This is a genomic window from Mesorhizobium cantuariense, assembly GCF_042647205.1.
Classification (GTDB): Bacteria; Pseudomonadota; Alphaproteobacteria; order Rhizobiales; family Rhizobiaceae; genus Mesorhizobium; species Mesorhizobium cantuariense.
This window is the reverse complement of record NZ_JBHRVD010000001.1, coordinates 1,073,995-1,087,451: the sequence shown is the minus strand read 5'-3', so window position 1 is coordinate 1,087,451 and position 13,457 is coordinate 1,073,995. Positions and strand designations below refer to the sequence as shown.

Sequence of the window (13,457 nt, the reverse complement as noted above, 5' to 3'; positions counted from 1 at the left end):
AAGGTTAAAACCTTCAGAGGGGAACACCGTCCACCGGAATGGGAGGAAACCGCCGAACGATTTTACCTGTTTGAGCTTATTTCGAAGCCTTGGCGACGAATGACATTCCAAAAAACACACAAAATGGCAAAAATTCGTGCGCCGCGGTCTGGAACCCTCACGAGCCCGCGGCTCCGGTCTCGAGAAGATCGGCATAGTGGCGGCGTGCCACGTCGGGATGTGAACGCAGCCGGCTTTTGAGCACATTGGTGCCGACATCACGGAACAACGGGTTGTCGGGATCGCTTGCCGGTCCGCGCGCCTGCGCCGCAAGTTCCTCGGAAAGGCTGAGAAGCGGTATGGTCGCATCGAGCCGCGCGCTGAAGAAGAAGGGAACGGAAATCCGCTCGACGCCGGCAGGCGGCGTCACGACGCGGTGCACGGTGGCGCGCAGATAGCCATTCGATGCCAGTTCGAGCAGTTCGCCGATGTTGACGACCAGCGTTCCAGGCAGCGGATCCACATCCACCCAGCTTCCGTCATATTCGACCTGCAGCCCCTTGTTGTCGTCCTGCAGCAGCAGGGTCAGGAAGCCGCCATCCTTGTGCGCGCCGACGCCCTGGTCGCCTTCGGTCGTGTCACGGCCGGGATAACGCACGATCTTCATGCGATGGTTGGGCGAGTCCCGGTAGATCGCGTCGAAGGCATCCTCGGGCTGATCGAGCGACAGCGCGAAGGCTTTCAGCAGCCGGATCGCCACTGCTGTCGCCTTGGCCTGCCATGCCAGCAGCGCCGGCTTGAGTTCAGGCAGTGCCGACGGCCACTGGTTCGGCCCTTGCAGCCGCGTCCACGGCGCAATTCCAGGCCCCTGCGCGATGGGCTGGCGCTCGACGCCGATGTCGAGTTGCTCGCGCCAGTCGGCCGCGCCCTTGGTCAGTTCGCCACCGGCGCGGGTATAGCCGCGAAACTGCGAGGACTTGACCATTTCGATGGCCAGCTTGTCGGCCTCCGGCAGCGCGAAGAACCGGCGCGCGGCATCGAGCACGTCGTCGATCTCCGCGGCGGAAATTCCGTGGCCGCTGAGGTAGAAGAAGCCGACGTCCCGGGCCGCCGTGCGCAGGTCCAGGAGAAAGGTACGATACTCGGACGCACCTTGTTCGAGGCGGCTCAGGTCAAGCACCGGCACAATTCTGGGCATGGTCAGGTTCCTTGTTTTGTCTGCCTTGGCCAGGAAAAGTAGAAGCGGTCACCGGCAAGAGCATGAATGGCGTCTCCAAAATGACACGCAAGGCGTGCCGATCAAAGCAACAGACAGTCCAATCTGGGTCGAATGGAAGAACGTCAGCGCTGCATATTATGGCCTGTCGGCAAATAACGTTCCCAAGAGGTATTTTGTCCGCAATGCATCTCGTGGACCCGTTCGAGCGCGACTTGGCCATGGACAACATGGACCTCGACTGGCTAGCGGCTTGTCAGTTTGTTCGGGCTTGGCCTAGGTTGGATCGCATTGATTCAATTGGCAATCAGAGAGGCTGACGCGGTGCATCCTCAGAATGCGGCACGCGCCGTGCTTGTCGTCGTTTCGACACTGGACCAGGCGCTGCCTGGTGTCGGGGTCGCCCCATTGGCGCAGCTTCAGCATGGCTGAGCTCACCATCGGCTTCGCTCACGCCGCCTATCGGCTGCGTGACGAGTTCCTGACGCGCGGGCAATCCATGCCCAGCTTCGAGGTCCGCAGCGTCGCCGAACTGGAGCAGCGTGTCGCCGAGGCGGATGTCCTCGTCGTCTCCGGCCTATGGCGCAATGAACTGGCGGTGCACGCACCAAAGCTGCGGCTGATCCAGTCAATCAGCGCCGGCACCGATCAGTCGCGCAAAATTGCGATAGAAAATCTGGTACGAGTGGGCGAAGTGCGGCTGGTTGATCAGATGAGACAGCAAAAACGCCGTCAGCGCCACGAGGCCTTCGTATTTGAGAGGCACAAAATACAGGACCGGCAGGATCAGGAACGCGCTTCCGCCAAGCATGAAAAAGTCGATGAACGGACCAAAGAGATATTTCTGCGGAGGCGCCGCGACTGAAACCGGGGCATCCGCCGAAAGGTGAAGCGCCATGCTGCCTTCTCCCTGTGATCGTTTATTTAGCCATCAACCTGATTTCTCGACAAGCTCTTCGTGGCCGAACGTAGGGCTCCGAACTCAGGTTAACAAAAGACCTGACGACAGCCAGTTCGGCGGTTTCAGCAGCTTTGTGCCGGTAGCATTTCACGATAGGAATTTTTTCTTGATTCCGTGACCTCAGTTATGGTACATGTTCGTCCATGGTGCTGATTTGCGCCAGTGACCCGCCGCCCAGGCGGGTTTTTCGTTTAAATACTCCGTCAGCCGACGCGCCGGCGAAGGCTCCGAAGGAACCCGTTAACCCGAGTTCGTGGCCATGTGACCGAACGGGCAACATGATGCCCTCAAGAGCAATTCTGCATTGGCGTGACAGGTGAACAGACATCGGCTTTGGCGAGCGTCGATCGCAGCGCGTTCAGCGAAGCGAGCTGTCGAGGTCAGTTAAGCTGATCCAGGATCCCAGAGCTGCTCGCCAGCACCAAACTTTTGTAGATCAGGAACGCTATCGTACAGATCGCGGCTATCGAGATCGGCACTCCGAACGGCACCACACCCTTGCGGTCTAGATGCTGGACGATGAGCCGAAAAGCGCCCGCAGGCAGCATGAAGGGTCTTTTCACGATCACCGCGGTGGCGAGGGCGAGAACCAGGAGCAGCACTGAAAACACCGCGAGGTCGCGTCCGCCGATCAGGAAGGGCACGACAGCCATCAGTTTTACGTCGCCGGCACCGATCTTGCGCAGCGCCCAGAACGGGAGCAGCGCGACGAACAACACAAGTCCGGCCAGAGCGCTCAGCCCCATGTCAAACCACGAGCCGGATTGGAGCGACAGCAGCAGCAGGCTCCCCGCCCCCAGGCAGAGCAGCAGCAGCACGTTGCGGTTAGATATCTTCTGGGTGGTGAAGTCGATCCAGGCAATCCATGCCAGCAGCGGGATGGCGAGCGCTTTCAGCAGCAGCGATTCGACGAGCAACATGCTAGCGCTCGATGTTCTGCACGCTTGACGACAGCAGCTTCAGATTGTTGGCGACGGTTGGATCGTTGGGCGCCAGTTCATAGGCCTTGAGGAAATTCGAGCGTGCGTCCTGCAGCTTGCCGCGCAGCAAATAGGAATAGCCGACATTGTTGTAATATTCGGGCGTCGGGCCAACCAGCTTGAAGGCTCGGGCATAGGCCCGGTCGGACAGGTCGAAGCGATGAATCCGGTCGCTGCAGGCGGCCAACCCCATCCAGGCGTTGCCGTCATTGGGCGACAGTTGCGTCGCCTTGAAGAACAGGGCGCCGGCATTGCCGTAGTTTTCCGCGCGGAACTGGTTCTTGGCTTCGGCAACAGCCTGGTCCGAGGCATGGTATTCGACATCGCTGACCGTCTTCAGCCCGTCGAAAGCATCACCGAAGGACGTCACATCACCCTTCGACGGCTCGTTGGTACGAATGACACCGTCGGTGGCGTCCGTCTGGCAGCCAGCAAGCACAACCGTCAACAGGCAGGCTGCGACAGCGATAACCCTTCTCATATAGTTTCCCTCGAGGGTCCCCCGACTCACATTAGGACCAAAGCATACATGTAACTAGAAGAAAATCCCCTTCATCCGTATGATCACCGGCAACATGATGACCATCAGCACGACTGGAAAGATGCACAGCCCCAACGGTATCATCATTTTCACGGGCAGTGAGTTGGCTTTCTCCTCCGCGGTCAGAATCCTCTGGCCTCGCATCTCTTCGCTGTAGACGCGCAGTGCGTCCGTCAGGCTGGTGCCCAGCTCTTCTGATTGCCGGAACAGCACGGCCAGCGCTCTCGCTTCTTCGAGCCCAATGCGGTCTGCGAGTTCACGCAACGCCTCGCGCAAGGACTTTCCCGCCCGCAGTTGGAGATTCATGATCGCAAGCTGGATGCCCAACCATTTATGGGTGCCGGCCAACTCTGAGCCAACTCGCTCGACCGCTGCCTCCAGGCTCATGCCGGCGTCGGCACAGGTGATCATCATGTCCATGAAATCTGGGAACCCGCGACGGTAGACTTCCTTCTGTCCCTTCTCGAAGCGATCAAGCAGAATGGCCGGAATCACTATGCACCCCAATCCCAGCAGGGCTGAGCCGGCGAGGCCGACGAACCCGGGCAGATGCGATGGCAACACTCGCGGCAGAAGTGCGTAGGCAACCAAAAATCCGACACACACCACGCCGAGTCGCGACAGCGTATAGATCAATGGAGCGCTCGCTTGATAGAAGCCGGCCCGGAAGAGCTTTGCTTCAAGCGCACTCGGCTCCTGGCGCTCCTTCTCCATCGTTCGGAAGTATGCGTCGACCGGCCGTTGCGCCGCGATCTTGACCAACTGTTCCTGACCCGCGAGCGAGCGAGGATCAACCGCACCTTCGGCCATGAGGCTTCGCGCGACGAGCTTTCGCGTCTGCAGGGCCGGCAAGAAGACAAGCGCGCCAAACAGGAAAAGGGCCACCGCAGCCACGAAAACAGCGACGGAGACCAGAAAACTCAGGTCGTTGATGTTAGAAAGCAGGTTGATCGCACGCTCCTCAAAAATCGAAGTTTACCATTCTATACATGATGTAGTCGCCTAACAGAGCCCATACGCCGAAACCCAAAAACACGGGCATAATCGTGGGGTCGTGCCATACCTTGCCATAATAGGACGGGGCAATGAGCTGAAGGACCAAGAACATCACTATTGGAAACAGCGAGATGATCCATGCTGAGACCCGCCCCTCGGACGAAAGCGCTCTGATCTTCATTCGCAACTTCTGCCGCTCACGCAGAACCGAGGAAAGATTAGCCAGAATGTCGGTAAGATTGCCACCGGTCTTGGACTGAATGGAGAGCGCTATCGAAAGCAGGTGAAGGCCCTCGAAGCCGACCCGCTGAGACAGTTTTCGCACTGCCTGTTCCATGCTTAGACCAAAGGTGATCTCGTCGGAGACGATGCCGAATTCCGTCCCCAGGGGATCAGACATCTCGCGCGCCACAAGGCCAATGGCCACAGAGGCTGGATGTCCGGCGCGCAGCGAGCGCACGATCATGTCGAGTGCATTCGGAAGTTGCGTCGCGAACTTCAGGATTCGTTTTCTGCGCGCGCGGCGAAGCATGAATAGCGGCAACGCAAACCCGACAACCATGAAGACACCGAGTCCCAGCATTGCCGACAAGCCGAAGAGGAACGACAGCACGAGCGCCAATGCCAACCCGGCACAGATAAATATACCGGCGAATGTCAGCGGGTTTCCAGTGATTCCGGATTGGGTATAGAGCCTGTTCAGTCCGATGAGCCCAAAAAGAAAGTCCCCCGATTCCGTCAGCCCCCGCTCGCGCAGCAGGTTTTGCAAAGTCCGTTCTGCCGGAACTTCGTCAGACAATCGCCTCAACCGACGATTGATGGCGCCGACCGCCGCACGGCGACCGGAAAAGGAAAGATACAGGGCCTCGCCGGCGAGGATGACCGACGCCGCCGCAAGGACGTAGATAAAATACAGCAGTGCCTGGCCGGACGGCATCAGAGCGCAACCTGCGGATTGAAAGCGTCCTTGCTGAAATGGTGCCCTAGCGTTGCCGCTTCCGCCGCAAATCTAGGCCTGACACCGGTGGCGCGAAATTCGCCGATGATCGTACCATCGGCGGCGACATCGCGCCGGACGAAATGATAGATTTCCTGCAGTTGCACGACATTGCCCTCCATCCCAGTGATTTCCGAGATCGATGTCACGCGCCGGCCGCCGTCCGACAGTCTCTGTGTCTGAACGATGATGTCGATGGCCGAAGCAATTTGCGCCCGGATGGACTCGTGCGTCATCGGCATCCCGGCCATGCCAACCATCTGCTCCAGCCGCGAGATCGCATCGCGTGGGGTGTTGGCGTGGATGGTGGTCATCGAGCCTTCATGGCCGGTGTTCATCGCCTGCAGCATGTCGAAGGCTTCCTCGCCGCGCACCTCGCCGACGATGATACGATCCGGCCGCATACGCAGCGCGTTCTTGACCAATTCGCGCTGGCGAACCTCGCCTTTCCCCTCGACACTGGGCGGGCGTGTCTCCAGCCGACCGACATGCGGCTGCTGCAATTGCAGTTCCGCCGCATCCTCGATGGTGATCAGGCGCTCCCTGGACGGAATGTAGCTCGATAGCGCATTGAGCAAGGTCGTCTTGCCGCTGCCGGTGCCCCCTGAAACCAGGATCGATTTGCGCGCCTGCACCGCGACGCGCAGCAGGTCGATCATCTGTTGCTTGATCGAGTTGAGCGCCATCAGACGTTCAAGCGAATAAGGGTTCTTCGAGAATTTGCGGATAGACACCAGCGGACCGTCGACCGAGATTGGCCGCACCGCGATGTTGACGCGCGAGCCATCCTCTAAACGCGCATCGACCATTGGCGACGATTCATCGACGCGGCGGCCGATGGCGGAGACGATCTTGTTGATGATGCGCAGCAGATGCGCCTCGTCACGAAACCGGATTGCCGTCTCTTCAACCAAGCCACGCCGTTCGATAAAGACGCGCTTGTGGGTGTTGATCAGGATATCGGTAATGGAATCGTCCTTGAGCAGTGGCTCGATCGGCCCGAGCCCCAGCATCTCGTCGGCCGTGTCGCTGGTCAGCTGATCGAGTTCGCGGGCATTCAGCGGCACGTTTCGAAGGCGAACGAACTCGCGAACGATCGGCCGGATCTCATTCAGGATCTCATCCTTGGACGCACTTTCAAGAGCGGTCAGATTGAAGCGATCGATCAGGTGACGATGAAGCTCAACCTTGAGCGTCAGGAAAGCGTCGGCGCCCTCGGCGACCACCGTCTCTGGAGACGGAACGCTGGGCATCACCGCTACGGGCGCCGGCTCCTGCAGCGCCCGCGCCTCACTCGGTCCCTTGATGAAACGACCTAGCATCTTCTGTAAGTCCCCAATGCCGCTGAACGGATACTATTGACTGGCCACAAGGAGTTCGCAAGGCGGTTAATCCCATAGCTAAGTAAGGTCATGCTCTGGTCTCCGCCCCCGACGATTGCGCATCTTCGTAACCCGTTTGTTGAAGAGTCTTGCGTTTGGCAATCAAATGGACCGTTTGAATCGAGACGGCGGCGACCGCGAATCCCGCAAGAATATCGACAAGGTAGTGACCGCCTTCTGGCAGCGCGGCGAGTATCAGCATAGCGTTCAACAGATAGACGGGGGGCGCCACGTAACGAATGCCTCGCACGGAATAGACAAATATCGCTGCCAGTGCAGAATGGAACGATGGGAAGGTCACAAGACCATCCGGATTCTGGATCAGGAACGGCTTCAACATCCGAAGTGCGTGGAGCTGTTCAAGGTGCCGCGCCGAGGCACCGGGACCAAATGAACTCAAAAGCTCCGGCGAAGGGTGGTAGAAATCAAAAGTCCCCGCCGCCGGCACCGCAATCATGATCAGGCAGGTCAAACAACCGGCCAGCCCGAAATGCGCGGCGAACTCCTTTAGCCGGCCCGGGCGGGCGGTCAAGGCAAGGATGGCTGGCAACAGCAGAAACTGAATCTTCAGGCTGAAATAGGCGCACGAAAGTACCAACGCTATCCAAGGATGCTCGTTCAGTCGCCCGACATATGCCACCCAATCGAAGCCCAGGGCAGCGTCGCCCGCGGCCAGATATACGTCCATCAGGGGGCGGCTGGTTGCGGTTGCCAAATAGGACAACAACAAAAGTTCGATCGAGAAGAGAGTGATTACGCTCAACATCACGATCAGACTCTGGAGCCTGCTTGCGACATCGCTCAACATGTCGCGATAGCGAAAAGGAGTTTTGCGAAGTTGGTAACGCATCGCGCCAAGCGCAACCCACAGCAGGACCATAGGCATTGCTGAGATCGCTGTTCGAAGCCAAAGAACCGGCTCTACGCTTACGGTCGAAAACGGGTACCAGATCAAAACTGCAGCCGCGAGCCCTGCGAGCAAGGTCATAACAAACGCAGTGAGCTGACGGCCCCGAAAACTTGCCGCCCTGCCTTGAGTCGATTTATACTCTGAACTTCCCGTCGGTCTGGCGTGAGGCAAATCAACAGTCACGTCGCATCCATGATGCGACACCTGCATGACCACCTGCTCCCCACTCATTGCCTGTTGCCCCCGACCGGCTCACGTCGACGCGTTAGCCAATGCTAAATTTGCGATTAGTAAACTAACCATTAACCACGGGAGGCGGCAAGCGCCTGGTGGCGGACTCAGAGCCAATACTTACAACATAGTTAAGGCAGCTCTCCCGAAAATATCGTTTTTATTTGCGCGAAGCGCCCTCCCACCTACCCTCACGGAACTTTACGAACCGAAATGGGCAGTGTTGTCCCAAAAATAAGCCGTAACCCATTAGATATAAAGGAATATGCACTACGTCTAATGTTCCGGCGGCATACCCCCAACTGGGACGGAATTGTGAACGAATGGTTAAGAACGCTTGAAAAATCAGTCGAATCAAGATCTTGCTAAAATTATAATCGGCTCGAACCTTGGCAGATCAGGTATTCAAACGTTAACGAACCCTTAATCCCATTTGACTCTGCTTTTTCGCGGGACCTAGGATTGAGATGACGGGGGATGCTTGGGTATGGATTTCATCCTTGGCTCGTCTCGTCGGGTTCAAACCTCCAAAGGGAGAAATTGGCATGAAGAAGCTCATGACGATGGCCCGGCAGTTCCGCGACGACGAAAACGGCGCTGCCATGGTCGAATATTCCATCCTTGTCGGCATCATTGCCGCCGTTTCGCTGCTCGCAATCCTTGCTATCGGCGGTTGGGTTGGTGATCAGTTCACCGGCCTTTGCGCCAACCTTAACACCAAGGGTGTCACGGCCGGTGGCGGCGCCGGCGGCGATTGCACACCGTAACCATAAACTGCTGGGTCGGGACCGCTCGGTCCCGACCCGGGCTTTCTGCATCACGAAAATCTAGCATCGCCCTTGGGGGGCGATTTGGGGTGGGAAGATGCGTGCCAATACTCTGATCATGATTGTTCTCGCCGGAGTGTTCGGCGTGCTGGCGGTGGTGCTTGCCAACATCTGGCTGGCCGGCCAGCGCAATGCGATGGCACAGTCGAATGGTATCCAGCGCGATACGGTCGTGGTAGCGGCAATGCCGCTGAAATTCGGCGACACACTCAGCGCGGACAAGCTGCGCGAAATTCCCTGGCCGGCGGGCGCAATACCTGCGGGCGCGTTCAAGACGACCAAGGATGCCCTGGCCGGCGAAGGCGCAAGGCAGGCGCTGCAGGCGATCAGCACAAACGAACCCGTTCTTGCCAGCAAGATCACCGGCCCCGGCCAGCGTGCTACGCTCTCGGCGGTGCTCGGCGAAGGGATGAAAGCCGTTTCCATTCGCGTCAACGACGTGCTTGGCGTCGCCGGCTTCGTCTTCCCAGGTGACCGCGTCGATGTGTTGCTGACGCAGACCGTGCGCGGCGGCGATGGCGCGGACAAGAGTTTTGTCGACGTGCTGCTGCAGAGCATGAAGGTGCTTGCCGTCGACCAGGTGGCCGACGAAAGCAAGGACAATCCGACGGTGGTGAAGTCGGTGACGCTCGAGGCCAGCACCAAGGATGCGCAGAAACTGACCCTCGCGGCAGGGGCTGGCCAATTGTCGCTGGCGCTTCGCCAGGCAGCGGCCAGCCAGGGCGAGACGACCCAACGCGTAACGCTTTCCGACCTGACCGGTGAAACCGCGGCCGACGTCGCCGCCAGGCAGGCCGAGCTCGACAGGAAGGCAGCGGCGGAAGCCGCGGCCGCGGCGGAGCGCAAACGCGCCGACGACAAGATGGCCGGTTTGACCCAGGCCGTGGAACGGGTGGGAAGCCGTCTCGACGAGTTGAGCAAGGTCAAGCCGGCGCCGGCTGTGGCATCTGAGCCGCAGGTGAAAGAAGTTGTCAAGGAAGTGGTCAAATATGTGCAGCCGGAACCACCGGCGCGGGCGACAGTCGGTGTCTTTCGGGGTATAAAGCTTGAAACATATGATGTGCCGCGACAAAAATAACACCGGCATATCAGATACGTGGAGAGCGAATCAGCCGGCGAGGGGGTAGCGTTAATGCGCGTGTTTCGGGGATCACTGACCGCCGTTCTGGCCTTTTTCTGTGCGTTGCTGTCGTTGAGCTTCGCAGTTCACGCTGCAGACCGCTTCATCGACGTGTCGACCCCCAGCGTGCACCGGATTTTCCTGCCGATGTCGCAATCGGTGACGATCCAGGTGAGTGCCAATCTGGGCGATATCGTTGTTGGCGACGAGAAGATCGCCGATGCCCAGCCGATGACTGACCGCACGCTCTATGTCATCGGCAAGGGCGCCGGCACCACCACGGTCAATCTGTTCTCGACGGACAAGCGCTCGCTCGGCGCCCTGCAGATCGAGGTCGGCGTCGATGTCAGCGACATGGCGCAGGCAATCCGGCAGGTGGCGCCAAAGTCGCGCATCGAAGTGGGTTCGGTCAACGGCAGGGTCAGGCTTGGCGGCCATGTCAAGGACGGCGCCACGCTGGCGGCAATCATGGAAGTGGCGCAGCAATATGGCGCTGACGCCATCATCAATTCCGTCACTGTGGACGACAGCCAGCAGGTCAATCTCGAAGTGCGCGTGCTGGAAGCCAAGCGCAATGCCGGCCGCGATCTCGGCGTGTCGCTCAGGAGCAGGGGCAGCAATGCAACCAAGTTTGGGACGGGCATCGCAGCTACCACTCCAGTCGGAGCAGACCCAGGGACTTTGGTGTCGGGTCTGCTGTCGAACAGCAATCCTTTCGCGTCATTGATCACCCAGGTGATCGACAGCAACATCAAGGTCGACCTGATCATCGAGGCGCTCGAGGCCAAGGGCGTGGTGCGCACGCTGGCCGAACCCAACCTGACGACACTTTCAGGCGAGCCGGCCAGCTTCAACGCCGGCGGGGAAGTCCCAATCCGCAGCGTCGGCACGGATGGCGAAGTCCAGATCGATTTCAAGCAATTCGGCGTCAACCTTACGTTCACGCCGGTCGTGCTCGACGACGGTAAGATCCATATGAAGCTGGCGCCGGAGGTCAGCGACCTGACCGGCTTCACCACCGCCGGCGACCCGATCTTCACCAACCGCAAGCTGGCGACCGTGGTTGAGTTGCGCGACGGCCAGAGCTTCGCCGTGGGCGGACTTCTGTCGAGCAAGACCACCAAGCTTCAGAACCAGGTGCCGTGGCTCGGCCAGGTGCCGATTGTCGGGGCGCTGTTTCGCAATTCGAGCAACCAGAAGGAAGAAACCGAACTGGTGGTGATCGTCACACCGCACATCGTGCGGCCTGTGAAGCCCGGCGAACAACTGGCGACGCCGTTCGACAAGACACGGCCGGCCAACGATCCCGAATTGTTCTTGCTTGGCCAGCTTGAGGTGAACAAGGACATGATCAGGAAGTATGAACAAGGCGACGGCGTCACCGGCCCCTATGGCCACATGCTCGACTTCAAATCGAAGGACAAGATGCTCTATGTCAAGAAATAGCGTCCTGATCCTCGTTCTGTGCGCCGGCGCGCTGTCGGGCTGCGCCGCGGACTATCTGAACAACTACGATTCGGTGACCTTGGCCGCCGGCGACACGCAGAAATTCAATTCGCTGCTGCAGACGGTCGACCCGCTCAACCCGGCTTCAAAGAACACGAAGATCGAAGGTGACGGCACGCGCGCTGCCAATGTTGCCCAAAACTACAAACATCCGCCGCCGCCGCCGGCGCCGCCACCCATCACGGTCAATGTCGGCAACTCGGGTGTGACAACGCAGTGAACTGAACGGAAGGATGCGGAGGGCGCCGGGCATGCGAGGAGCCCTGGCGCGAGGTGAAAGAGAGTAGGGTCATGTTGGGGACCATTCGAGCCTTCTGGAACGATCAACGCGGCGTCGCGATGATCCTCGTGGCTATCATGCTGCCGGTTCTGATCGGTTTCTCGGTGCTGGCGATCGATGTGAGCAGGGTCAACGGCCTTCACAACGATCTTCAGAAGGGTATCGATGCGCTTGCGCTTGCGACGGCGGCGGAGCTGGATGGCAGAGCGGATTCCATCACCCGAGCCGAGTTGGCGAAGACAACGCTTCTCACCAACAAAACCAAGTTTTCAACCGCAGACAATCACACGCTCTCCGCGGCTGATGTGACAGTCACCTATCTGACCGGAATTCCAGCCAGCGACAACACCACGCTTAGTATCGACGGTGTCGATGGTGACGGGAACAACTGGGCAAGCACCGATCCTAAGGCGGTGTCATTCTCCCTGGTGACGGTGAAAGCTTCCGGCTTGGCGGATGGGGCCGGCGCCTTCTCGACGATCTTTCCTGCAAGCATGGTTGGCAGCGCTGACAAGATCGATATCCAGCCACAGGCCGTGGCCGGGTTTGTTCAGTCGATCTGCGAAACCGTGCCGATTTTCATGTGCAACCCGTTCGAAACGACCGACCCGTTGACCAGTCAGACGATCCAACAGGCGTTTGCCTCTGGCGACACCTATGGTCGCGAGTTCCGTATCCTGAAGGTCGACAACAACCCCGGTCCCGGCAATTTCGGGTTGATCGACAACAACCTGAGTTCGTTGCGTGATGCCATCGCGATGGGCACTTCTGGCACCTGCTATAACCGCGATGCGCTCACCACGAAGACCGGCGTCACCTTGGGCCAGGTCAATGCGGGGCTGAATACCCGGTTCGATCTCTATAGTGGCTCCCTCAATAAGGAGAACAAGAATTGGGCTTACCGGCCTGCGAGCAATGTCCGCAAGGGGCAGAAGAACGGCTGCACCAAATATGACCCGGTTGCAGATGGAACGGCGCTGCCTCTCCCCCCAGGTGACAACTATGACGTCGGCCACCCTGGAATGTCTGACAAAATTACCGATGCGACGTCCTTCTGGACCCCGTACTGGAACGCCAACCATGGCGGCGCCTATCCACCGATCCCAAGCTTAACCAACCCGGTATCAAACACCGCGCCGGCTTCGCGGTATGACGTCTATAAATACGAGATTGCGAACGGGCTCGTCGGGGATAAGTCCCTGGCACCGACAAGAGAAACCGGGACACCGTCTTGCTTCAAGGGCGCCAATCCGACGCCGGACCCCGATCGCCGTCTGCTCAACTTGGCGATTGTGAACTGCAAAGCAAACGAGGATAAAATCAACGGGCACACCAAGTTAAAGCCCGATGGGTATGCGAGCGTCTTCGTAAACACCCCGGTTTCAAAGCAGAACAAGGATGACGACCCCGAGGGCAACGGCGCGGAGAAGCCGATCAGCCTAGAGATTGTTGACGTCGATGGACCGTTTGACAACAACACCCTTGTAGACAAGGCATTCCGAAACGAAGCCCAGCTGTATCGGTAGAGTCG

At 59.0% G+C, this 13,457-nt stretch carries 13 protein-coding genes; 6 read left to right on the top strand and 7 right to left on the bottom strand.

All coding sequences use genetic code 11. The features are described from left to right. Positions 1–157: 157 nt before the first annotated feature. Complete coding sequence (locus tag ACFOJ9_RS05120) at positions 158–1,177, bottom strand: isopenicillin N synthase family dioxygenase (protein ID WP_378977301.1); 1,020 nt, start codon at positions 1,175–1,177, stop codon at positions 158–160. 442 nt (positions 1,178–1,619) lie between these two features. On the opposite strand from ACFOJ9_RS05120, the gene ACFOJ9_RS05115 reads away from it, so the two are divergent. Continuing rightward, positions 1,620–2,060 carry a hypothetical protein gene (locus ACFOJ9_RS05115; RefSeq protein ID WP_378977299.1) on the top strand — a complete coding sequence of 147 codons (441 nt, stop codon included), beginning with the start codon at positions 1,620–1,622 and terminating at the stop codon, positions 2,058–2,060. Between the two features lie 476 nt (positions 2,061–2,536). Here the strand turns inward: ACFOJ9_RS05115 and ACFOJ9_RS05110 are convergent, their stop codons facing one another. From ACFOJ9_RS05110 to ACFOJ9_RS05085, 6 genes are all read right to left on the bottom strand, one after another. Then, positions 2,537–3,076, bottom strand: coding sequence for a prepilin peptidase (locus tag ACFOJ9_RS05110; protein WP_378977297.1), 540 nt, complete (start codon positions 3,074–3,076; stop codon positions 2,537–2,539). A gap of 1 nt (position 3,077) precedes the next feature. Next, positions 3,078–3,617 (bottom strand): tetratricopeptide repeat protein, encoded by a 540-nt coding sequence (locus tag ACFOJ9_RS05105; RefSeq protein ID WP_378977295.1) that lies wholly within the window; start codon positions 3,615–3,617, stop codon positions 3,078–3,080. Positions 3,618–3,671: 54 nt separating this feature from the next. Continuing rightward, a complete protein-coding gene (locus tag ACFOJ9_RS05100; RefSeq protein WP_378987569.1) occupies positions 3,672–4,622 on the bottom strand; it encodes a type II secretion system F family protein in 951 nt (316 codons plus the stop codon). A 16-nt stretch (positions 4,623–4,638) separates the two neighbouring features. Next, positions 4,639–5,610, bottom strand: a complete 972-nt coding sequence (locus ACFOJ9_RS05095; RefSeq protein ID WP_378977293.1) for a type II secretion system F family protein — start codon at positions 5,608–5,610, stop codon at positions 4,639–4,641. Next, the gene (locus tag ACFOJ9_RS05090; protein ID WP_378977291.1) at positions 5,610–6,992 is read right to left on the bottom strand and encodes a CpaF family protein; all 1,383 of its coding nucleotides are present in this window, start codon (positions 6,990–6,992) and stop codon (positions 5,610–5,612) included. The genes ACFOJ9_RS05095 and ACFOJ9_RS05090 overlap by 1 nt, the downstream gene beginning before the upstream one ends. Before the next feature lie 88 nt (positions 6,993–7,080). Further along, positions 7,081–8,172, bottom strand: a complete 1,092-nt coding sequence (locus ACFOJ9_RS05085) for a phosphatase PAP2 family protein (protein ID WP_378977289.1) — start codon at positions 8,170–8,172, stop codon at positions 7,081–7,083. A gap of 566 nt (positions 8,173–8,738) precedes the next feature. Between ACFOJ9_RS05085 and ACFOJ9_RS05080 the strand changes: the two genes are divergently transcribed. The 5 genes from ACFOJ9_RS05080 to ACFOJ9_RS05060 all read left to right on the top strand — a co-directional run bounded on the left by ACFOJ9_RS05080 (position 8,739) and on the right by ACFOJ9_RS05060 (position 13,452). Next, positions 8,739–8,960 carry a Flp family type IVb pilin gene (locus tag ACFOJ9_RS05080; RefSeq protein WP_378977287.1) on the top strand — a complete coding sequence of 74 codons (222 nt, stop codon included), beginning with the start codon at positions 8,739–8,741 and terminating at the stop codon, positions 8,958–8,960. 97 nt (positions 8,961–9,057) lie between these two features. Further along, entirely contained in the window at positions 9,058–10,098 is a 1,041-nt protein-coding gene (gene cpaB / locus ACFOJ9_RS05075) for a Flp pilus assembly protein CpaB (RefSeq protein ID WP_378977285.1), read from the top strand. A gap of 54 nt (positions 10,099–10,152) precedes the next feature. Beyond that, complete coding sequence (locus ACFOJ9_RS05070; RefSeq protein WP_378977283.1) at positions 10,153–11,586, top strand: type II and III secretion system protein family protein; 1,434 nt, start codon at positions 10,153–10,155, stop codon at positions 11,584–11,586. Beyond that, entirely contained in the window at positions 11,573–11,866 is a 294-nt protein-coding gene (locus ACFOJ9_RS05065) for a hypothetical protein (RefSeq protein WP_378977281.1), read from the top strand. The genes ACFOJ9_RS05070 and ACFOJ9_RS05065 overlap by 14 nt, the downstream gene beginning before the upstream one ends. A gap of 71 nt (positions 11,867–11,937) precedes the next feature. Then, the gene (locus ACFOJ9_RS05060; RefSeq protein WP_378977279.1) at positions 11,938–13,452 is read left to right on the top strand and encodes a TadE/TadG family type IV pilus assembly protein; all 1,515 of its coding nucleotides are present in this window, start codon (positions 11,938–11,940) and stop codon (positions 13,450–13,452) included. Positions 13,453–13,457: the final 5 nt, after the last annotated feature.